The organism is Nocardia sp. CA-119907, from assembly GCF_050955995.1.
Taxonomy (GTDB): Bacteria; Actinomycetota; Actinomycetes; order Mycobacteriales; family Mycobacteriaceae; genus Nocardia.
The window spans coordinates 3,047,304-3,068,675 of the sequence record NZ_CP192091.1; the positions used below are offsets into that span (position 1 = coordinate 3,047,304).

Sequence of the window (21,372 nt, forward strand, 5' to 3'; positions counted from 1 at the left end):
TTGCGGAGCACCATCTCCGATCAAGGACAACCATCATGTCGATACCTCTGCCCACGGTGCGGCCGGACCCGACGCCCGGCTTCCACCGCGCCCTCGGCGTCTTCCATCGCGCCGCCCGTCAGGTGCCCGCCTACGCGGATTTCCTTGCCGCGCACGGCGTGCGCCCCGCCGATATCCACACCCTCGCCGACTTCGCCACTGTGCCCGCGATGACCAAGGACAACTATCTGCACCGATACCCACTGGACGCGCTCGTCTGGCGCGGCGATATCACCAGGGCCGGAACGTGGTCGACGAGTTCCGGCTCCACCGGCCGCCCGACCTACTGGCCGCGCGATATCGCCGCCCTCGACGAGAGCGCGGAACTGTACGCGCGAATCTTCCAGCAGTGCTTCCGATCCGACCGCCGCTCTACGCTGCTGGTGATCGGCTTCGCCATGGGCAACTGGATCGGCGGCACCTACACCTACACCGGCGCGCTGATGCTGCGCCGCCGCGGCCATCGGCTCTCGGTCATCGCACCCGGCATCGACGCCGAGGCGATCCTCGACAATATCGCCGCCCTCGGCCCGCGCTACGACCAAGTGGTGCTCGCTGGATATCCGCCGTTCGTCAAGGATGTGCTGGACCGCGCCCCTGATGAGGTACTGCGCCAGGATCTGCGAATCCTGTTGGCGGGGGAGGCGATCAGCGAGCACTGGCGCGACTGGGTGCTGCGGCGAATCGGCAAATCGGGCGACCCCACCGCGACCTGCCTGATCTACGGCACCGCGGACGCGGGCATCATGGGGCACGAGACCGCGACCACCATCGCGGTGCGCCGGTTGGCCCAGCGACAGCGGGCGGTGGGCGCGGCATTGTTCGGCCCGGACGAAATCCAGCCCACCCTGGTCGAATACGATACCGACTACCGCTTCGCCGAAGTCGATGCCGAGCAGCGTTTTCTGTTCACCGCCGATACCGCGGTTCCGCTGGTGCGCTATCGCATCAACGATCAGGGCAGGCTGTATTCGGCCACCGAACTCGCGGATCTGGTCGGCGACAACGACATACCGATCGCTACGTCGACCGATTCCTGCCGGTTCCTGGCGCTGCACCGGCGCACCGACGTCTCCGCTTCGTTCTACGCGCTGAAGATCTACCCCGACAGCATCCGAACGGCATTGGAACATCCCGATATCGCCCCGACCGTGACCGGAAAGTTCGTGCTCGCCACCAGGATCGGTCGGCAGTTCGAGCAGACCCTCACCCTGCGGGTCGAACTGCGGGCGGGCGCGCAGCCGATCGAGGATTTCCAGGTGCGGCTGCGGCGCGCGGTGGTCGATGCGCTCGAACGCACCAATTCCGAATACCGACGGCTGCATCGGACTCTCGGCGCGGACGCCGAACCCGAGGTCAGCCTGCATCCCTTCGCATCGGCCGGATTCGAGGCCGATATCAAACACCGCTGGACGGAGCGCGCGGCATGATCGAGATACTGCACCCGACAACGGATTCGGCACGGATCGCGGAATTGCTCGACGCGGGCTTCCGCCATGTCGACGCGTGGGACGGCTGCCTGCCCGACCTGGTCGCCATCGACCATCCCCACCTAGCCGCCCCCACTCCCGAGGCCCGCGCCGAACTGGCGAATCGCATTACCGCGCTGCGCCGTGGCGAACCGGCAGTCCGCTATGTTGCTTTTCCCTGGCGTCGGACGCTGGTGAAACTGCCCGACGCCGAACTCTTCTGGCGGCTGCGCACGGCTCGCAACCGATTCCTGGTCGATACCGAGGAGCAGCGGACCTGGTCGGCGGCCTTGATCGGCATCGCCGGACTCAGCGTCGGCGCCGCGGCCCTGTCGGTCTGCTCGCTGACCGGCGCGCGGCGTTTCCGCCTCGCCGACCGCGACACCCTCGGCGTCACGAATCTGAACCGGCTGGCCGCCTCGGTCTGCGATCTGGACGCGCCGAAACTGACGCTGGCGCAACGCCGCACCCTCGAGATCGACCCGTACACCCGGATCGATGCCTTCCCACACGGCTACACACCCGAGCTCGCCGACGACTTTCTCGGCGGACACGGCATCGACCGCTTGACCGTGCTGCTGGAGGAAATGGACGACCTGCCCATGAAATTCGATATCCGACGCCGGGCGAAGGCCGCCCGGATCCCGGTCGTCATGGTCACCGATAACGGCGACAATGTGCTGCTCGATATCGAACGCTATGACCTCGACCCGGCGTATCCGATCCTGCACGGCCGCGCCGAATTCGCGGCACACTGGTCACTCGCCGAACTCGGCGATCCGGTCAACCGACTACGTCTGGTCGACGCTATCGTCGGCAGTCGGCTCACGCCGCGACTGCGCTATTCGCTCACCCAGGTGGGGCGCACACTGCCGACCTGGCCGCAGCTCGGGACCGCGGCCGCCATGGCCGGTGCGGTCGGCGCACTGGCCGCGCGCCTGATCGCCGGTGGCGCCGGCCTGCGCTCCGGCCGTTATCGGGTGGACCTCGACGAATTGCTGCTGGGTGCGGCGGCAACCGAGACACAACGCTGGAACACCCTCGATGAGACCGAATTCCGGGCCGCTATGCGCACCGGATGAGGTCAGCTCCGCGGCGACGGTGCTGGCGGATCGGAGGTCAGCACGTCGCCGTGGCCGTTGCGGCGGCACCAGCTGAGCAGATAGTGGGCGTGCACGCCGCACCAGCGATAGATCGCGTTCGCGGTGAGCGGCAGTTCGGCATCGTGTTCGCCGCGTTCGAGCACGATCGGCCCGATATACACGCTGGCCACCTTATTGGCGGTATTGAGACCGACCCGGGCCGCTCTGGCCAATGATCCGGCGTCGGTGGCGCGCCCCGCGGCGATGGCACCGGCCAGGCGCGCTGCGGTCTCGCCGCGCTGTCCCTGGAACAGCTGGTACAGCGGGGGCGGGGTGGCGGGCGGCGGCTCCAGCTGCGGCCGTCTTCCGGTGGCCGCCGGGGGAATCGCCTCCAGCAATGCCGGGACGCCAGTCGATTTCGAGTAGAAACCGGCCAGCTCCGAAGCTCGGAGCAACGCCTCGTCCAAGTGGTCGCGCTCCATGCTGTGCCCCTGTGCCGCCATCAGCACCGCGGCATGGCGTTGTGCGGAGCCGAGCATATCCAGGACGTCCAAGCCGTCGAAGCTGTACTCCAGCGCGGGATCGTTCCAGATCAGATCGGTGATCACCACGTCGAAGCGGACCTGGTGTACGACCTCGCGCCGCACGGCGTGCCGGTCGAGGGCCACCGCGACGGTCGAACCGGCGAATGCCTGTTTCAGGACCGGTTCGATCACCCGGCCCAGTGGCGAGGCCACCAGTATTCGCAGGCGCATCAGTTCCTGCTCGGGCAAGATCTTGCCCGCACCCAGGCTCATCGGGTGATTCTTACACTCGCCGTCGCGGCGTGCAGGCGAATTGCGGTACAGCACAGTGAATTTCCAGGAAACCGCCCCTGTCAAATGTTTGGCTATCGGTGTGCAATGTCCAGAGTGTGACCATACAAACCCCGATGACTACGCGTTCTGTGGGAACTGTGGGGCGCTCTCGCGCCGAGTGGATCCTGTGGAGGGGAGGACGCAGCCGACCGGTCCCGGTCCGCTGCGTCGTGACGAGGCTACCCGGTACCTTTGCGCCGCTGTCCATCTGGACAGTGCTCTCGCCACCGAGGTGGTCGAGAAGGTGTTGGAAGAACCGCTGCGATCGGTCGCACGCTCACCCGGTGTCGATCTGGTCGCGGTGGCCAAACACGCGGTGGCCGCGCGGACCCGGCATCTGGTCCGCGATCTCGGGCTGGTCGCGGTGCTGCTGTTGGTGATCGGCAACCAATTCGTCGGCGTCGAGCCCGGTGCCGCGCTGACCTATCTGAATATCGTCAATCCGTTCGGGCTGTTGTCGAAGTTGGCGCTGTTCGCCATGGTGCTCGCCTGGGCGGCGGTATTCATCGAGGCGTACGCCGCCCGCTGGGGAAAGACCGCACATGCACTGCGGCGCGGCGTTTTCAGGGCGGCGCGCGCACCGGAGCCGCATCTGGCGGCGGTCCGCGACGAGATCGAGCATGTGGCGGCGTACGCGGGCGGCAATGTCACGGTGTACCACGGCTATCAGCCGTTTCTCGGGCACGGGTTTCCGCTCGGCGCGTGGTCGATGGCATTGGATATCACCAAGCCGAAGGATGGCGACGCGCCGATCCAGGACTTCACCGTCACCGAACTCAATGAACGGCTGCGCAAGCAGATCGCCCAGCTCGATGTGCCGAATCTCGACGTCTACAACAGGTTGTTCGTCAATGGCAACGATATTCATCACGACCGGCGCTTCCTGCCGGACCCGCTCGGTCGACCCCTCGACCGGGTTGCGGAGTCCACGATCGAAGCTCTGATGGTCGCGCCGGAGGATCGCGCCCGCCCCTATCTGACCACCGAAATCATCGGCTGGGACGGCGAACTGGCGTGGTCGGGCTTTCTGCGGCTGGCCGCGAGCTCTACCTCGCTGTTCGTGGAATCCACCTATTGCATGGTGCCGCCGCTGCGCGTGGCCTACCACGAAATCGATGAACTGCTCTTGCGCCCGCGCCCGCGTCAACTGCTGAAACTGCTGTGGCGCAGCCTGCTCCGGCTGCCCCGGATGTGGCTGCGCGCGGTGCCGAATGTGCTCTACCAAACCCTGGCCGACGTGCGGCGACGCCGGAAACTGGCGCGCCAGCACAACGAGATCAGCCAGGTGTTCACCTTCGATCACGGTGCGCTGCTGAGCATCCGGGAGGCGGCCAGCGATCTGCGCACCGATAAGCGCGGCAGGTCGATCGGCTACCACCGCTACTTCCAACTGCTCGACCAGGAGATGTACACCAAGATCCTGGAGAAGCGGATCTTCGAGACGCTGGCCGCCTTCCTGGTGGAGAAGAACATCGATCCCGATGAGTTGTTGCGGCGCGGCGAACAGATCACCAATAACAGCGTGACCATCAGCGGCGATGCGACGCTACTGAATTCCTCCATCGGCGCCGCCACGGCGACGACGGTGAACGCGGCGGCCAGCGGCGCGGCCGAGCAGTGAGACCAACCCCGTATCGGTACAGGAAGGCACCCATGGACAAGAACACCGGAGTCACCATCGGCGGTAATGCGCGGCTGTCGGGATCGGCGATCGGCGGCCGCGATGCGACGGTCACCAATACCAATGGCCCCCGCCATGCGGCGACGCCGACGACGCTGCCCGAACTCCGTGCTGCCCTGACCGATCTGCTGAGCGTCATCTGCGCCGCCACCGAGGGATCGGAGGACCGCGACGATATCGTCGCCGCCGTCGAACAGGCTCGCGCGGAGGCCGGAAAGGACCGCCCGAACCGGCATCTACTCGTCGGGCTGCTGCACGCCGTGAGCCGGGCGGTCGTCGGCATCGGCTCGCTGGCCGGGGTGGTGACGGCGCTGGAGGCCGCCGCCAGCTCGATCCTCGGTGGCTGAGCGACGCGGGAGCACTCGGCGGTTCTGATGTCGACATGCTGGAAATGCCGAGGCCCGCTCCCCGGGACCTGGCAGCGACACTGCACCTCCTGCGGGGCGCAACTGTGCTGGAACTGTGGACGCGAACCGGCCGATACCGCGCGCCGGTTCTGCACCGGCTGCGGCGCGAACCTCACTGCTCCGGCATCGGTGCCCGAGAAGCACCCTCCCAAAAGGATTTTCGCGAGTGCGCCGGTACGGCTGCTGGCGGCGGTCGTCACCGCGGTCTCGGTTGTCCTCGTGCTCACCCTGTCCGGCGGCCGGTCGGGGCCGTCCACGACGCCGAGCGCTGCCACGGTGACCGTGGTGGAAGCGCTCGGCGCGCGCACCTCGGCAGCGCCGACGACCAGTTCGCCGACGACCAGCATGCCGCGGAGTACCGTCGTGGCAGCCGTATCCGCCTCCGCCGCAGTCGTTTACGCCTATTTCGACGCGATCAACCGCCGCGACTATGCGCAGGCATGGGCGCTCGGTGGCCGCAATCTCGACTCCAGCTACGACGATTTCGTCGATGGCCTGGCCACCACCGATCATGAGGCGGTCATCGTCACCGCCGAAGACGGCGATACCGTCCACATACACCTGTCCGCCCGGCAATCCGACGGCACCTACCGGACCTTCGCGGGCTTCTACGTCGTGCGCGAGGGCGCGATCGTCTCGGCATCCATTCGAGTCGCCTGACCGCTGAGCAGGGTGACGATGCTCCCGGGTGTCCAGCCGAGCTTCGCACCGGGACGGGTGGCGAGGTAGGTGGCGACCTTCTCAGCGGCCCAGCCGTGGGATTCGGTGAGGCCCGCCGCGAGATGGCGGATATAGGCGGCCGAGGGTGGGTTGCCGGGGAGGTCGGTGTAGCGCCAGGGCGCGGTGATCGTGAGTATGGGGTGGCCTTCGAAAGTGCCTGTGCAGATGAGAGTCTCGTAGCGGCCGGGGCCAAAGGTGAGGCGGCCGTTGGTGATCGCCTCGGTGAGGTCCAGGTCGATGCCGGGTGCTCGGTACATCTCCTGGGCGACGATATCGGAGAACTGGCCGATGGTGACGAGGTGGGCGCGGGCGGCGGTTTCGCCGGGGGCATTCGGATCGTAGAAGGCTCGGCCGCCGGTCCAGGTAAGGGATTCGGTGGCGAAGTATTGCAGGCCGGGCAGCGTGACCGGCACCGACCGTAGCGGCTCGGTCCGGTCCCGGCAGCCGGGCAGTGTCACCGCGCCGCCATCGGGTGTGCCTCCGGCGAGGTAGCAGCGGAAGCGGCTCATATGCATATTCGAGCCGTAGGACGCGTACCACACGGTGGCGGTCATGGCGCTGGTCCGGGCATCGCACCCACCTTCGAGTCGAGATCGCCTATGAATCGAGCATGCCACTGATGGGTTACCCGCGTCCGACTCCAGCCGTTCTCGCAGTCTCAGCGCCGAGCCACGGTGAGCACATCCGGCACCATGGAATTCGGCAATGGCCGATGCACCGGACGCTGCTCGGTGACGGTGAATCCGGCCGCTTCGACCAGTGCGCGCATCTCTTCCGGCGGCGGAAAGTACGCCAGTCCCTGTATCGCGGGCGGCTGCAATGCCATGGCCCACCGACTGCGCGGACTATTGAGCACGATCGCGAGCAGCCCGCCGGGAATCAGGATCCGATGGAACTCCGCGAGCGCCGCCGCATGGTCGAAGAAATGGAACGCGTGCGTGGACACCACCGCCTGCACGGCGCCGTCGGGCAACCCGAGATCCTCGGCCCGCCGATTGCGCCACTGCACCTGGTCCGACCGCGACCGCGCCTGCTTCAACATCCCCACCGAAGCATCGCAGCCGTATACCACCTGCGGCCGCAGTTCCCGTGCGATGCGCGCGGCGAGAATGCCGGTGCCGCAACCGACATCGGCGATCCGGCGCGCCCCGCTCAGCCGCAACTGCGCGATGATCTCATCCTGCGGCGGACGGTAGGCCAGGCGTTGCAGCACCGGGAAGTTGTAGAGCTGCGCGGCCCGGTTCCATCCGTGGGTGACCAATCCGTTGAGTGCGCGCGCCGAGCTTTCGGTCATTGCAGACATCGCTGTCCCTTCGAAGATCCAGCCTTAGCCTATATTGTCTGAGACAGATTTGACATCCTTGGTTCACCGGTTGAGACCCGCCGCCGACACCACGGGCGGCCGTGGCCCCGCAGCCCTGATCGGGCTATTTCATCGGCAGGCCGCCGCCGACATCGGTGATCTTCCAGTCGGAGTTGCGGTCGACGGTGACGGTATAGGTGACGGTGGTCTGCGCGCCGTCGGGATTCTGGGCGTTGGTGGAGCTGACATTGATGAAAGTGTCGACCTGGTAGACGCCATTGTTATCGGAGACGACCTTGGCGGTGATCGGGTTGGCGGTGGAGGTCCACTTCAGTGGGGTGAGCAGTTCCTCGAGTTTCGGCGCGGTGGCGTCGAATTTGTTCGCCAGGGCCGGTGCGGTGTTCTGCTTGAGTCTGCCCACCCACGAGGCGAATTCGGCGTAGTTGACGGTCGAGGCGCCGACGGCGTAGTTCGTGGCGACCTGCTCGGCGTGCGCGTGGTCGGCGGCGAGGGCGTCGCGGTCGGCGAGGTCACCGCGGGCGGCGATGAGGAATCCGGCGAGTGTGACGGCGAGGATGGTCATCACCGCCAATGCCGCGCCCCAGGCGACGGTGGCGATCGGTATCGAGATCGAACGGTGTTGTGCCGCGACCACATCGCTGGGCGCGTCGGTCTCGGTCGTATCTGCTGTCATTGCTGCTCCGGAAGATGGCTATTTGACGGTGATCTGGAAATTCAGCGTGCCGTCGGGGCTGGTCGCGCTGAGCGCCTGGGTAATGAGACCGCCGATATCCAAGGGGCGCACGGCATTTGTGGTGAGCGCCGCCAAGGGCTGCAGGAGCGGGATCATGGCTGCCAGATCCGGTCCGATCTGGTCGATCTTGGTGGCCAGTTGGCGCAGGAACGGGACGAGGCCGACGGTTTCGGCGGTATCGGTGAGATAGTCGGCGGGCACATCGCCCTTGCGGACAACCCTGGCGATCGAGGCGGCCACCTCGCTGACCCGAGGCCCGAACGCGGCCCACGGATCGGCCGCATCGTGCAGGGCCGGCCCCGACCACGACATATCGGAGGCCTTGGCCTGGAATGCGATCAGCATGTCGCGGATAACGTCCGATCGGGCCAGCAGTGTGGCCGCGAGCAGGTCCGTGGACCGGGACAACTGCGGAATGACCGCCTCGGTACCGGCCAGTCCCTGGCCGAAGGTCTCGATAATGGCGCCCATCGCCTGCGGATCGAGCTGGTTCAAGATGCGCGTCGCGGTCTGGGCCACCTCGGGGATGGAGATCGGCATGACGATCTTGTCGGTGTCGACCGTCTGCCCGTTGTGTAGATACGGGCCCGCCGCACCGGCGTGTGGGCGGAAGTCCAGATATGGCTCGCCGAGTCCGGACAGACTCTCGATCCGTGCGATGCTCGAGGTCGGAATGCGGTATTTGTCGTCGATACGGAACCGCACGGCGACCCTGGTGCCGGTGTGCGATACCGAGGTCACCTGCCCGACCTCGATGCCGGACAGCAACACCTTGGACCGGGGCAGCAGGCCACCGGAGTCGGTGAGCACCATGGTCGCGTCGGTATAGCTCTTCAGCCAGCCGACCTTGACCACGCCGAAACTCAGATAGCTGCTGCCGATGATCAGGATCGCGGCGATGGCGGCCAGGGAGACGACCGAACCGGGTTTGATACGACGGGGTTTCATCGCACCGCGCCGATCATCCGCAGGCTCGCGATAATGCGATCGACCTGGTCGTCGGTGGCGACGGGCGCGCCCTCGATGCCGATGCGGGTCAGATTCACTTTCGGTCCTCGCTCCACGAACGGGATGACCTTGTCGCGCAACAGCGCCACCAGACGATTCAGATTGGACGGCGCGGACAGATCGAGTGGGTTGCCCGCCAACAACATGGGCACGAAGGCCTTGGCAGCGGCGTCACCTGCCAGCAGCAGTGGACCGAGCCAGGCGGTCGCGTGCCCGATGACGCCGAGCGCGCCGACGATACCGAGGGTGAAAACCAGCGAATTCGCGAATGCCGGAATATCGCGCGCACCACGTTCGGAGAGCAGGGCATCGAGCTCTTCCCTATTGTCCAGCACCGCGCCGAGGTCCTGTTGGATCGCGTCGAGCAGGCGACCGACCGAGTCCAGATTGTCGGCGACATCCTGGGCATCCTGGCCGAGCGTCTGGAAGATCCGCGCCGTTTCGGTCGACTGGGCGGGCAGCACCGCATTGGTCCGGTTGATGATCTCCTGCATGCTGTGCAGCGCACCGCCGCCGATGAAGGTGGACATGCCCGCCATCAGATCCTCGATCTGCAATGCGGGACGGGTCTGCTGCAACGGAATCGTCCCGCCCGGTGCGATAGTGCTGGCGAAATCGGCCGGGGGAGTGGTGAGTCCGATGTAGATATCGCCGAGGACGGTGTTCTGGCGCAGTTGCGCGGTGGTGGTGGTCGGCAATTTCACCGACGTGGAGATGTCGACGACGGCGTCGATGCGGCCTGGATGCTGTGCCGACGGGTCGACAACTGTGACGCGGCGCAGCCTGCCGATCTGTGCGCCGTTTGCCACTACCTTGGCCTGTTCGGGCAGGTTCAGCGCGTTCGCGAATTCGATCCGCACCTGATAGGTCGGACCGGCCACCGACGCCCCAGGCACCGGCACCGAGGAAGGATCGAAAGCACAACCGCCGAGCAGTATTACGGCGGCGAGCGCGGCCGCGAGCCCGGTTCCGGTCCGCCGCGCACGGGTGGAATTTCTCATCGGGCACCTACCGCTCCGAAGACGAGTGCGGCCAAGTCGACAGCGGCGAGTCCGTCCGCCGCAGTGCGGCACCGACCGGGCGTCACCGCATTTACCGTGGCACAGATCTGATCGGCGTTCTGTTGGGGCAGTGTGACCTTCGGCGGTGCGTAGGTGAGTTTCAGCTGTCCGCTCTGCGGGTCGATAGCCTGCTGGAAGGCGCCGACGAGTGCCGGAATCATATCGACGATCTGTTGCAGCGTGCCGATATTGGCGCTCAGCAGGTGCAGGTACGGTGCGAGATCGTCGAGTCCGCGTAGTATTTCGCGGCCGTACTTGCGCGAGATGTCATTGAGCATCGGCAGATCGACGAGCAGCGCATCGACCAATTGCACCACCTTCTGCCAGATCTCGTTGACGAAGGCGATACCCGCCCCGGCATTGACCAGCGCGGTCTTGATGTCGTCCCAGTTGGTCGAGATGCTGGTCGAGATCTGACCGATCGCGTCGATCAGCGCGCCGATATGTCCGATGGCGGCATCCGGGGCGCGCAGCGCGGTGCCGAGGTCCTTGATCAGGGCATTGATCGCGGGTCCGGTTCCTGCGGTGGCCTTGTGGAAGGCAGCGACGCTATCGCGGATGCGCGTCTGTTCGCCCGGTGCGCCGTGGGCGTTGAGTTCGCTGGCCAGGTGCGAGAAGGCCGATAGCGATTCGGTGATGCTCTTGGGGGTGAAGGTCTGGGTGATGCACGTGTCGCGGTTCCACTTGGGGCCGCCGGGCTCGCCGAGCACCGCGAGGTCGCGATCGGCGACGAGGGTATCGGAGACGGTGGTCGCGCTGACCTGCCCCTGCAGCGGATGGTCAGCGCTCACCTCGAAATCGACCCGCACACCGTCACCTTGAGGTTCGACCGATGTGACACCACCGACCGGCATGCCGAGCATGGTGACGTGGTTGCCGACATACAGACCGACGGCATCGGGCATGATCGCGCAGTAGCCGAGCGTCTTTTCCAGGGGCCGGAATGCCACCAGATAGCCCGCCACCGCGACGACCGCGATGACGATCCCGCCGACAATGGTGACGAAACCCTGTGAACCGAGTAGTCGTTTCACGGCCTCAGCACCCCTTTCCCGGGACCGGGATGCAGGTGGAGATCGTATCCGCCGACTGATCGATGACTACGCCGTCCTGCGGATTCACCGCCGCCTGCAACCTCTCCTTCACACCACGCAGCGTGTCGAGCGATTCGCCGAGCTTCCCGGCCAATTCGCGCAGTGCGGGCAGCGCCTCCATCAGTTTGTCGACCATCGGCTGCAGTTGCTCGCGCCAGGACGGTTCGAGCGCCGCGATCCTGGACAGGAGTTCGGCGGCTATCGTCAGCGCCTCGGTGATCTCGGCCTTCTTGTCCAGGCCCTGCACCTCCAGCAGACCGATCTTGCGGACGAATTGGCCCACCAGCGCACGGTTTCCGTTGATGGCGGCGAGGAATTCGTCGGTGACGGTCAGCGATCGCGAGACCTCGGCGTTCTGCCGATTGAGGATGGTCACCAAGGTTTGCATGGCATTTCCCATGCGGCGCAGGCCATCCGGGCTCTGGTCCAGCGAGGTCTGCAGGGCGGCCAGATTCTCGCGCAGCGTCGCGGCGTCGACCTCGGCGACGGGTTTGGCGGCATCCTGCAGGGTGCGCACCAGACTGTAGGGCAGTTTCACCCGATCGGGCGCAATCGCGTTCTTACCCAATGGTTTCTGCCCGGCCGGGGTCATGGCCACATAGTGGCCCCCGACAATGGTGAGCATTCGGATTTCCAGGGTGGTGGCATCGCCGACGAAGACATCGCGGTCCACGGTGAACCTCATCTTCACCCGATCCGGCTGCAGCTCCAGCGAAGTCACCGCGCCGACGGTGATCCCGGCGACCCGCACCTGATTGCCGACGCGAATCGACTGCGCCTCGGGCAGATAGGCGGTGTAGGTGGCCTTGCCGATCGGCAGCACGTAGATCACCGCGGTCGCGCCGAGCGCGAGGGCGAGCAGCAGCGCCCCGAGCAGGCCGAGGCGCAGTTCGCGGCGCTGTTTGCCGGCCTCGTGCCGGTCGTGTCCGTGCTTCAGCTGTTGCATATCGAAATCCTTTGCCCGGCGATCAGTACCGCCACCGTGGACGGGACCTGGGCCTTGCCCTTCGAGCAGGTGAGGTCGATCTGGACTCCCGTGCGGCCCGATGGCACCAGTGTGGACAGCGATTGCAGCAGGCCGGGGAGTTTGCCGAGCAGGTCCAGGGCCGTGGCCGGATCCGGAAACAGCAGGTGCAGATCGTTTTCCAGATTCGGGTTCGCGGCTTCGGTGAAACCCAGGGTGGCCAGCAGACTGTTGAGCGGGCCCAGCGCGGACGGCGCGACATTCGCGAAGTCGATGAGCCCGTCGAGTTTCTGCTGGAATGCGGTGAACACATCCGACAGACCGCGCAGCAGCGTCACCAAATGCGGTGAGCGACCGCCGATCTGGTTGGAAATCGACTCCAGATTGCCGACGATCGTGGCGAGCACGGCCTGCCGATCCGACACATACGCGCTGAGCCGTCCGATCGCATCTAGTGCGGGCCCGACCCCGGAACCATTGCCCTCGATGACCGCGAGCATACTCTCGGTGAACTGATTGAGCGCGCCAGGGGAGAACTCCTGCAGTACCGGCTGCAGGCCGTTGAAGAGCTGGGTGATATCGAACGACGGGATGGTGCGGTCCGGGCCGATGGTGACGCCCTGCGCCTGTTTCGATGTCGGATGCTCGGGTTGGCGGACATCGATATAGCGTTGACCGGTGAGCGACTGGTAGCGGATGGCGAGCACGCTGGAGTCGTAGATCGGCCGGTCCCGCTGCACCGTCAATTCGACCGCGGCACGGCCGTTTTCGAGGGAGATATCGGCGACCTTGCCGACCGCGACACCGAACATGCGCACGTCGTCACCGGTCTTCAAACCATTGGCATCGGTGAATTCGGCACGGTAGGTGCTGGTATCGCCACCGACCGGCCGGACGATGGCCGTTGCGATCACCGCGAGCAGTGCGATCATCGCCGCCGCGAACAGTCCGAGCTTCCATGCCACGGCGAGGGTCGAGGTCGGCTTCATCACGCGCCTCCCAACATGGCGAATCCCTGCTGCCCGAGCAGCGGCACCGCGATGCCCGGAACGCCGCGCAGGGTGATGGCGGCGTTGATCGTCGGCCCGTTCGGGGTGTCGGCGAATATCCGATCGAGCCGTTGGATCAGTTCGGTCAGCTCGGCATGGGACTGTCCCGGGTTCGGGACGGTCGCGGCGACGGCGGCGACCAGGGGCGCGAACATCTCGATGTAGCCGGAGAAGTGTTGGCGGGCGATGTCGCCGATGCTGCCGATGGCCGGAAAGGCCTGGTCGGTGACCATGGTGACGGACGCGTCGTATTTGGCTCGGTCGTGCTGCAGGACCTCGATATCGAGCACCGACTTGAGCAGTTTGAAGGTCGCGGAGGTGAACGTGCCCAATCCGTCGTAGAACGAGGCGTATTGGTCGATCAGGAACGACGACGGGTAGCGCTGGGTTTCGGCGACCGTCCGGCTCAGCATGATGACGGCCTCCAGTATCGGGGTGAAGGCCTGCAGATCGCCGCTGAAAGTTCGGAGCACATCGGCGAATTGGGGTGTGAACACCTCGGTCGATGTCTCGGTGAGGGCACGCAGCAGCCGTCCCATCGTGGCATCGTTGACCCGGTTGGCGTTCGCGCCCGCGAGATCGACCACCGATCCGGCGCGCAGCGGTGACCCGCCGTCGACGCGTTTGAGGGTGATGGCGCTGATGCCGAAGAGGTTCTCCGGTGCGTAGTCGACGGCGAGATCCTCGGTGAGCCCGGAGGTCTGGGCCTTGTCGAGGTCGAGGGTGATGAGCTGGCGGCCGCCGCCGATGCTGGCGATATCGGTGATCGTGCCGATATCGACGCCGTCCAGACGCACCGAGGTGCCCTCGATAATGCCCTCGCCGATCTGTTCGGTGCGCAACTGCACCCGCATGCGCTCGCCATCGGGGCGGTGCTGATATCCGGTCCACGCCAAGGTGACCGCGACGGCGACGACCAATGCTGCCGCACCGCGGGCGCGCGAACCGCGCCTGCCCATGCTGACGCCGGGCAATCCGTAATTGGGCATCTCGCTTACCCCGGGAATTCGATCGAGGAGTTGACGCCCCACAGCAGCAGGGTCAACACCATATCCAGCGCGATGATCGCGACGAAGCTGGCGCGCACCGCACGACCCGATGCGATGCCGACGCCCTCGGGTCCGCCGGAGGCGAAAAACCCGTAATAGCAATGGATCAGGATGACCGCGACGCCGAACACCAGGATCTTGATCACCGCGGCGAGCACATCGTAGCCGCTGGTGAACTGGAAGAAGTAGTGCTCGTATACACCGCCCGCCTGTCCGTGCAGCAGCACCACCACCGTGTCGCAGGCGAGGTAGCTCAGGATCAGCGCGATGAGGAAGGTCGGCACGATCGCGATCGCACCGGCGATGACCCGGGTGCTGACCACGAACGGAACCGAACGCAGGCCAAGGGATTCGATGGCGTCGATCTCCTCGGAGATGCGCATGGAGCCGATTTCGGCGGTCATCCGGCAGCCCGCCTGTGCGGCGAACCCGACCGCGGCGGCGATGGGTGCGAGTTCGCGGGTATTGGCAAAGGCGGACACCACGCCGGTGACCGGGCCGAGCCCGATCAGGTCGAGGGTGGTGAAGCCCTGGATGCCGACGCCAGCGCCCATCGCGATGCCGAGCACGATCAACATCGGCACCGTGCCGCCGCCGACAATGACCGAGCCACGGCCCCAGGTCATATCGGTAATGGTGCGCATGGTCTCGCCGCGATAGCGCCTGAGGGTCAATGGGATTGCGGCCAGTGCCTGGAATACGAATCCGATGGCGAAACCCGCGTTCTCCAGCGGTGAAAACACACGGGCACGGTCGATGAGGCGGTTGGCCCAGCGAAGTCCCTTGGGCACATAGGGAGTTGCTGTCATCACGCCACCCGCAACGGTAGGAACATCGCGACAACTTGGGTGATCACCAGATTCACCACGATGATCGATGCCACCGACAACACCACCGCGGCATTCACGCCGTCGGCCACACCGCGCGGCCCGCCCCTGGCCTCCAGCCCCCGCTGGCAGGCCACGATCACCACAATGAATCCGAACAGCACCGCCTTGATCATCGAAATCCATACGTCGGTGAGCACGGTGAAGGAACCGAAGGTGGCCCAGTAGCTACCGGGCGTGACATTCTGCGCGCCGATCGCCACCGCGTAACCCGCGACGATGCCGACGAAGATGATCAGCACATTGAGCAGCGGCGCGACCAGCATCATCGCGGTCACTCGCGGAATCACCAGCCGATGAACCGGGCTGATGCCCATGGTGCGCAGCGCGTCGATCTCCTCGCGGACCGTGCGCGCGCCGAGGTCGGCGGCGATCGCCGACGCGCCAGCGCCGCCGAGCAGCAGGCCGGTCGCGATCGGTGCGCCCTGCTGGATGACGCCGAGCCCGCCCGCCGCGCCGATCAGCGAATCCGCGCCGAGCTGATGGATGAGATTGCCCACCTGCACCGAGACGACCACCCCGAACGGCACCGCCATCAGCACCGCGGGAATTGCGGTGACGGTCACCAGATACCAAGCCTGGCGCAGCATTTCGTGCCATTGGAACTTACCCGCGACGATATCGGAGACAGTGCCGCGCGCGGATTCGAGACCGAGATCGACCACCCGGCCGAAGGTGCGCAGGCTCGATTGCGTGGTATCGGTGAGATTCTTCCGCGCGATCTGCGTTGCCGTCGGTGCCGCATTCGGCGCGTCGGAGTCCATCGATCGTTCCTCCATTATTCCCCCACGAGGCCACGCTCGAGTGCCAGGCCACATTGCCCGTTGACGTGACGCGTCAGAGTCTTGACAGGTTCGACAGCCGTCGCCGCCGTGGTGCTCGCGAGTGGCTGTGAACGCGGTCACCAACTGCCCCCGGTGTGATCGACACCATCGGCTGCCGGGCAAACGCTAACATTGCCCAGCAGGGAAAACAACAGGGTCAATTTCGATTGACATCCGATGTGGCCGTGTAAGATTCGGCCGAATCCTAGTCTGAGGGTGCAGCCGGAGAATCCGCGATGGTGCGCGGCGGGGTAATGATGTCTACGGCGGGCGCGATCGCAATGCGTACACTGGCCCAGCCGGAAGCAAATCTGAAACAGGTATCCGTCAGCCGACGTGGGGAGGAGAATATGTCAACACGACGTGACGACATTCTCGACGCGGCACGCGATCTCATCGTTCGCGAGGGCTATGCGAGCGTGAGTATGCACGCCATAGCGCGGGCGGCGGGCATTACCCGGCCCGCGCTGTATGCCGAATTCGGTGATCGGGACGAACTGTTCGAGGCACTGCTCGATCGTGAGGACCAACGGGTACAAGAGATGGCGGCCGCCGCGACCCCGGTGCTTCCGGAAGGTGTCGACCTGGCCGCGATGGCGGCGAGTATCGCGGTCGACGCCGTTGATATCTATCTCGGCCTCGTGGTCGCCGCGCCGGAAACCTGGCGGTTCGTGCTGATGCCCGGCGACGGTCTGCCCCAGGAGGTGCGCGAGCGGGTCGATCGCACCCGCAACGCGATTCGGGAGCGCAGTCAGGTCATGATCGCGGTGATGGGCGCGCTGAGCGAAAAAGATATCGACAGTGAGTTATTGAGCCACGCGGTGATCAGCGCGAGCGAAACCGGAGCCAGGATCGTGCTCGCCGATGGCGGTTCCGAACGTCACGAGGCCGTGGCGAAAACACTGCGCTGGGTTGCGCACCGGGCCGTCGCCGCCGTCGAAGCCCGGGAGGCATAGCGATGGCGAATGCGAAACAAGCAGCGCCCCATAAGAACACGGCAGCCGATAAGCCCGGTGGACCGCGGCCCGTCAAGCGCAGATACGCCAAAAGACTCCAGCCCGCCGACCGACGCGAGCAACTGCTCGACGCGGCACTGGGCATTGTCGCCGAGGCGGGATTCACCAGCGTCAGTATCGCCGCCGTCGCCGAGCGCGGCGGCGTCACCAGACCGGTCGTCTACGACTCCTTCGGCAGCCGCGACGAACTGCTCGAGGAACTCATCGAACGCGAGACCGCCCGCATGGCCGCCGCCGTCGAACGTTCCGTCGCCGGCGATGCCACGACACCCGATTCGGGTTCTGCCGCAACCGAAGAGCTGCCCGCGATGCTCGGACGCTTTCTGGCCGAGGTCCGCTCGATACCCGACACCTGGCGGCTGGTGTATTTTCCGATCGATGGGGTCCCGCCGGTGCTGCGGGAGCGGGTCGCCAAATCGCGCGACGAATTGCGCACACCGCTCGGGCGCGCGATCGCCCTGTGGCTGGCGCAACAGCCCGATGCCGATGAGGTCGATGCCGAGGTGCTGACCCAAGTTGTGCAGGGCACCATCCAGACCGCGGCGCGGCTGGTGCTCGACGATCCCGAACAGTTCGACATCGACCGAATTCTGGCGCTGTTCGACTATCTGTTCCCGCGCGGGGCATAACCGGCGCCCTTGGCGTCGCCTCCGGTGCGGCGCGGACCCGTTGCGGCCGTGGGTAACTCGCGCCGCGCAATGGACGGCGGTCGCCGGGTATTGCCACCCCTCGGGTGAAGTCGCACACGATTGATATCCAGTGCTGTGCGAAATCCGTGGATGTCGCTCGACGGTGCCGCGCTCTGTCAGAGACGTTCGTAGAAGGCGTCGATGCGGGCTCGTGCGAGGGACTGTCCGGCCTCGAGGATGGCGTGCGGCTTCGCCGACTCCACGGGTTTTCCGCCCGCTGCGATGATCGGCTCGGTCAGGGCGAAGAGTTGGAAGACATAGCGGTGCGGGCCGTGTCCCTTGATCGGTGCCGGACCGAGGTAGCCGCGGCCCCACCCCGAACGCAGTACCCACACACCCGGCGCGGGATCGACGCCGGCGAGTGCGTCCTGCGGTATGCCGTTGACCGTGGGGTCCAGCAGGGCGACAGCGTGCACGAACGGTGCCTTCGTCGGTGCGTCGGGATCCTCGATGACCAGCAGCAGCTGAGCTGTCCCCGCGGGCGGCGGTGACCACGTCAGCGCCGGAGAGCGATCCTGGCCGCCGACCCGTTTTCCGGCATGAATCGTATTCAGGGACGACTCGTGGTCGAAGTCCGGACTGGTCATCTCAAAGGTGTTGGCCCCGGCCAGATTCGGACGATGCCAGGCCAGACCCTGGTCACCGGCGCGCCGGTTCGCGAGCAGCTTGCCGACAATGGACATTGCGATCTCCTTGGTAGACAGTCGATTCCAGGGCTTGCGATCGTGCACCGAACCGCACGGCGGCGGTGCGAACCGGCTCGCTCGCTACCGGGTCATCGGTCATGCGACGTCATCGTGGTGCTCGATATGCGAACGAGCAGATATGCAGTCAGCCTGCGCAGTTTTACTGTACTTTAGTGAACTGTGAGCGGTGAGACAAGCGACTACGAGACGATCGCTGAAGAACTTCAGTCAATAGTCGGCGCCCTGGTACGGAGCATGCGCTCGGCCTCTCCGGGGCGGGAGCTGTCGCTGTCGCAGGTGTCGGTCCTCAAACGCCTCGATCGGGAGGGGCCCGCGACGGTCAGCGACTTGGCCCGCGCCGATAAGCTCCGCCACCAATCGGTCGCTGCTACGGTCGCCGCACTGGTCGAACGCGGCCTGGTGCACCGCACCGTCGACAGCGAAGATCTGCGCCGCAAACTCTTGATCCTCACCGAGGACGGCCGCGCACTTCTCACTGAACGCCGCCTGGCTGGCCATGAGCACCTCGCCGAACTCATCGACGATCGACTCACCGCCGCCGAGCGCAAGCAGTTGGCGACGTCGCTGCCCCTGCTGCGGCGGCTACTGGACTGACTCCGCGAAGGCTGTTTCGCTTACGTCCCGCACACCGACCCTCGCGGCGTCGATCCGGGCGGGCAAGATGCGGGAACGATCTCCGACCCGCTGGTATCCGTGCTGGCCGAACGCCGGCCGGTTCGGTGGCGGCCGGTCCGGTCCGAGGGATTGCGGACTACGATCACAGGCAACTCATCAGCTACGGACAACGCCCGGGCGGGAGTGTCATGTGTCGCTTGTTCGGTTTGTCGGCCGCACCGCGGCGTGTGCGGGCTACGTTCTGGTTGCTCGATGCCCCGGACAGTCTGTCGATACAGAGCAGACGTGAGCCCGATGGCGTGGGTCTGGGCACCTTCGCCACCGATGGGGCCGCGGTGGTGGAGAAGCAGCCGATCGCCGCATACGAGGATGTCCAATTCGCCCGGGAGGCGCGGGAACAAGAATCGACGACGTTCGTCGCGCACATTCGCTATGCGACCACCGGCGGTATGCAACCGCGCAACACGCACCCGTTCGAACAGCACGGCCGACTGTTCGCGCACAACGGTGTGCTGCACGGCCTCGATGAACTGGACGCCGAACTCGGTGCGTACCTCGGTCTGGTGCACGGCGATACGGACTCCGAACGGTTCTTCGCCCTCATCACCCAGCGCACCGATCGACATGGCGGCAACATCACGGCGGGTATTACCGACGCGGTCCAGTGGATCGCGGACCGACTGCCGGTCTACGCGCTCAATTTGGTGCTGACCACGGGGACGAGCCTGTGGGCACTCCGCTATCCCGACACACATGACCTTTTCGTCCTCGAACGCGCGGCGGGCGGCCCACACGGCGGTCGGCATCTGGACCATGCCGGACGAATGGGAATCCGAGCGCGCAGCGGACACCTGAGCGAATTCCCGGCGGTCGTGGTGGCCAGCGAGCGCACGGATGAGGACCCCGGCTGGCGGGCGCTGCAACCGGGCGAGCTGCTGCACGTCGACAACGGCCTGCGCATCCACTCGAGCACGGTCCTCGACACCCCGCCCCGCCATCTGCTGTCGTTGGCCCAGCTCGACACCCGCGCGGCAGCGGCCCAATCGGGGCGATGATCGCACAACAGGCGCGGGAGCGGTGCGCCCGTGGTGGCGGCGACGGATCCGTGGTCGATGCGTCGGCTATCAAATAGTTACTGCTGATGTGCCCCTCATCGTGTGCGCTGTCGTCCAGACTTGGTTGATGACGAAGGTGCGATCGGAGGCAACGTGACCGGGGATGGCGGCACACCGGCCCGGCCGAACTGGATACCGGAAAGTCTGTATCCGTATCCGAGTCATTTCGCCGAGATCGACGGTGCGCGCGTGCACTACCTCGACGAAGGCAGCGGACCGCCGCTGCTCCTACTGCACGGCAACCCGACATGGTCGTTCCTCTACCGCGACATCATCGCCGGTCTGCGTGACCGGTTCCGCTGCGTCGCGGTGGACTATCCCGGCTTCGGGCTGTCCCGGGCGGCGCCCGGCTACCGCTTCACACCCGCAGAGCATGCACAGGTCGTCGCCGAACTGGTCACCCGGCTCGACCTACGCGATGCGATGCTCATGGTGCAGGACTGGGGCGGCCCGATCGGATTCGCCGTGGCCGGTCGGCACCCGGATCGCTTCACGTCCTTCGTCATCGGAAACACCTGGGCCTGGCCGAAATCCGATATGACGACGCAGGCCTTCTCGCGGATTCTGGGCGGCCCGGTCGGCGGTTGGCTGATCCGGCAGCGCAACTTCTTCGTCGAGCGGATCATCCCCGTCGGCGTGCGCCGCAAGAAGTTGGACAAGGCGGTGCTCGACGCCTATCGTGGCCCCTTCCCGACACCGGAATCGCGCGAACCCATCCATGTGTTCCCACGCGAAATTCTGGCCAGCCGACAGTTTCTCGCCGATGTCGAGCGCGGCCTCGATTTGGTGCGAGACCGGCCTGCGCTGATCGTGTGGGGCACCAAGGATGTCGCCTTCCGCGACCCCGAACGCCGTCATTGGGAGGAGTTGTTCGCCGACCATCGGACGGTTCTCCTCGACGGCGCGGGCCACTTCATCCAGGAAGACGCCGCTGACGAGATCGTCGCCGCGATCCGGGAGTGGCGTACGAAAGGCTGATCGC

23 protein-coding genes are annotated in these 21,372 nt (G+C 65.9%); 10 read left to right on the forward strand and 13 right to left on the reverse strand.

What is annotated here, in order from left to right; genetic code table 11:
* Positions 1-35 precede the first annotated feature (35 nt).
* The gene (locus ACQP2D_RS13440; protein WP_433684030.1) at positions 36-1,469 is read left to right on the forward strand and encodes a phenylacetate--CoA ligase family protein; all 1,434 of its coding nucleotides are present in this window, start codon (positions 36-38) and stop codon (positions 1,467-1,469) included.
* Positions 1,466-2,590: a ThiF family adenylyltransferase gene (locus ACQP2D_RS13445; protein WP_433684031.1), complete on the forward strand. Its 1,125-nt coding sequence runs from the start codon at positions 1,466-1,468 to the stop codon at positions 2,588-2,590. Before ACQP2D_RS13440 ends, ACQP2D_RS13445 begins: the two co-directional genes overlap by 4 nt.
* A gap of 2 nt (positions 2,591-2,592) precedes the next feature.
* Here ACQP2D_RS13445 and ACQP2D_RS13450 read toward each other — a convergent pair whose 3' ends face one another.
* Positions 2,593-3,387: a response regulator gene (locus tag ACQP2D_RS13450; RefSeq protein WP_433684032.1), complete on the reverse strand. Its 795-nt coding sequence runs from the start codon at positions 3,385-3,387 to the stop codon at positions 2,593-2,595.
* A 187-nt stretch (positions 3,388-3,574) separates the two neighbouring features.
* On the opposite strand from ACQP2D_RS13450, the gene ACQP2D_RS13455 reads away from it, so the two are divergent.
* The 3 genes from ACQP2D_RS13455 to ACQP2D_RS13465 all read left to right on the forward strand — a co-directional run bounded on the left by ACQP2D_RS13455 (position 3,575) and on the right by ACQP2D_RS13465 (position 6,195).
* Positions 3,575-5,068, forward strand: a complete 1,494-nt coding sequence (locus tag ACQP2D_RS13455) for a hypothetical protein (protein WP_433684033.1) — start codon at positions 3,575-3,577, stop codon at positions 5,066-5,068.
* Positions 5,069-5,100: 32 nt separating this feature from the next.
* Positions 5,101-5,475 (forward strand): hypothetical protein, encoded by a 375-nt coding sequence (locus ACQP2D_RS13460; RefSeq protein WP_433684034.1) that lies wholly within the window; start codon positions 5,101-5,103, stop codon positions 5,473-5,475.
* A gap of 189 nt (positions 5,476-5,664) precedes the next feature.
* On the forward strand, positions 5,665-6,195 hold the full coding sequence (locus ACQP2D_RS13465; protein WP_433684035.1) for a hypothetical protein: 531 nt from the start codon (positions 5,665-5,667) through the stop codon (positions 6,193-6,195).
* On the opposite strand, the gene ACQP2D_RS13470 is transcribed toward ACQP2D_RS13465, so the two are convergent.
* From ACQP2D_RS13470 to ACQP2D_RS13520, 11 genes are all read right to left on the reverse strand, one after another.
* Positions 6,144-6,809 carry a histone deacetylase gene (locus ACQP2D_RS13470; RefSeq protein ID WP_433684036.1) on the reverse strand — a complete coding sequence of 222 codons (666 nt, stop codon included), beginning with the start codon at positions 6,807-6,809 and terminating at the stop codon, positions 6,144-6,146. The genes ACQP2D_RS13465 and ACQP2D_RS13470 overlap by 52 nt on opposite strands.
* A 104-nt stretch (positions 6,810-6,913) precedes the next feature.
* Entirely contained in the window at positions 6,914-7,549 is a 636-nt protein-coding gene (locus tag ACQP2D_RS13475) for a class I SAM-dependent methyltransferase (protein WP_433684037.1), read from the reverse strand.
* Positions 7,550-7,682: 133 nt separating this feature from the next.
* Positions 7,683-8,252 (reverse strand): hypothetical protein, encoded by a 570-nt coding sequence (locus tag ACQP2D_RS13480; RefSeq protein ID WP_433684038.1) that lies wholly within the window; start codon positions 8,250-8,252, stop codon positions 7,683-7,685.
* A gap of 18 nt (positions 8,253-8,270) precedes the next feature.
* On the reverse strand, positions 8,271-9,260 hold the full coding sequence (locus tag ACQP2D_RS13485; RefSeq protein ID WP_433684039.1) for an MlaD family protein: 990 nt from the start codon (positions 9,258-9,260) through the stop codon (positions 8,271-8,273).
* Positions 9,257-10,321 (reverse strand): MlaD family protein, encoded by a 1,065-nt coding sequence (locus ACQP2D_RS13490; RefSeq protein ID WP_433684040.1) that lies wholly within the window; start codon positions 10,319-10,321, stop codon positions 9,257-9,259. The genes ACQP2D_RS13485 and ACQP2D_RS13490 overlap by 4 nt, the downstream gene beginning before the upstream one ends.
* Positions 10,318-11,415 carry an MlaD family protein gene (locus tag ACQP2D_RS13495; protein WP_433684041.1) on the reverse strand — a complete coding sequence of 366 codons (1,098 nt, stop codon included), beginning with the start codon at positions 11,413-11,415 and terminating at the stop codon, positions 10,318-10,320. Before ACQP2D_RS13495 ends, ACQP2D_RS13490 begins: the two co-directional genes overlap by 4 nt.
* 4 nt (positions 11,416-11,419) lie before the next feature.
* On the reverse strand, positions 11,420-12,421 hold the full coding sequence (locus ACQP2D_RS13500; protein WP_433684042.1) for an MlaD family protein: 1,002 nt from the start codon (positions 12,419-12,421) through the stop codon (positions 11,420-11,422).
* Positions 12,409-13,428, reverse strand: coding sequence for an MlaD family protein (locus ACQP2D_RS13505; protein ID WP_433684043.1), 1,020 nt, complete (start codon positions 13,426-13,428; stop codon positions 12,409-12,411). The genes ACQP2D_RS13500 and ACQP2D_RS13505 overlap by 13 nt, the downstream gene beginning before the upstream one ends.
* Positions 13,428-14,477: an MlaD family protein gene (locus tag ACQP2D_RS13510; RefSeq protein ID WP_433684044.1), complete on the reverse strand. Its 1,050-nt coding sequence runs from the start codon at positions 14,475-14,477 to the stop codon at positions 13,428-13,430. The genes ACQP2D_RS13505 and ACQP2D_RS13510 overlap by 1 nt, the downstream gene beginning before the upstream one ends.
* A 5-nt stretch (positions 14,478-14,482) precedes the next feature.
* Positions 14,483-15,346: an MlaE family ABC transporter permease gene (locus ACQP2D_RS13515; RefSeq protein ID WP_433684045.1), complete on the reverse strand. Its 864-nt coding sequence runs from the start codon at positions 15,344-15,346 to the stop codon at positions 14,483-14,485.
* Complete coding sequence (locus tag ACQP2D_RS13520) at positions 15,346-16,188, reverse strand: MlaE family ABC transporter permease (protein WP_354959125.1); 843 nt, start codon at positions 16,186-16,188, stop codon at positions 15,346-15,348. Before ACQP2D_RS13520 ends, ACQP2D_RS13515 begins: the two co-directional genes overlap by 1 nt.
* A gap of 410 nt (positions 16,189-16,598) precedes the next feature.
* On the opposite strand from ACQP2D_RS13520, the gene ACQP2D_RS13525 reads away from it, so the two are divergent.
* Complete coding sequence (locus ACQP2D_RS13525) at positions 16,599-17,204, forward strand: TetR/AcrR family transcriptional regulator (RefSeq protein WP_433684046.1); 606 nt, start codon at positions 16,599-16,601, stop codon at positions 17,202-17,204.
* A gap of 2 nt (positions 17,205-17,206) precedes the next feature.
* The gene (locus tag ACQP2D_RS13530; protein ID WP_433684047.1) at positions 17,207-17,893 is read left to right on the forward strand and encodes a TetR/AcrR family transcriptional regulator; all 687 of its coding nucleotides are present in this window, start codon (positions 17,207-17,209) and stop codon (positions 17,891-17,893) included.
* Between the two features lie 176 nt (positions 17,894-18,069).
* On the opposite strand, the gene ACQP2D_RS13535 is transcribed toward ACQP2D_RS13530, so the two are convergent.
* Positions 18,070-18,636 (reverse strand): YbhB/YbcL family Raf kinase inhibitor-like protein, encoded by a 567-nt coding sequence (locus ACQP2D_RS13535; RefSeq protein ID WP_433684048.1) that lies wholly within the window; start codon positions 18,634-18,636, stop codon positions 18,070-18,072.
* A gap of 183 nt (positions 18,637-18,819) precedes the next feature.
* Here ACQP2D_RS13535 and ACQP2D_RS13540 point away from each other — a divergent pair, with 183 nt between their 5' ends.
* From ACQP2D_RS13540 to ACQP2D_RS13550, 3 genes are all read left to right on the forward strand, one after another.
* Positions 18,820-19,254 (forward strand): MarR family winged helix-turn-helix transcriptional regulator, encoded by a 435-nt coding sequence (locus ACQP2D_RS13540; RefSeq protein WP_433684049.1) that lies wholly within the window; start codon positions 18,820-18,822, stop codon positions 19,252-19,254.
* Between the two features lie 209 nt (positions 19,255-19,463).
* Complete coding sequence (locus tag ACQP2D_RS13545; RefSeq protein WP_433684050.1) at positions 19,464-20,330, forward strand: class II glutamine amidotransferase; 867 nt, start codon at positions 19,464-19,466, stop codon at positions 20,328-20,330.
* Positions 20,331-20,483: 153 nt separating this feature from the next.
* Entirely contained in the window at positions 20,484-21,368 is an 885-nt protein-coding gene (locus ACQP2D_RS13550) for an alpha/beta fold hydrolase (RefSeq protein ID WP_433684051.1), read from the forward strand.
* Positions 21,369-21,372: the final 4 nt, after the last annotated feature.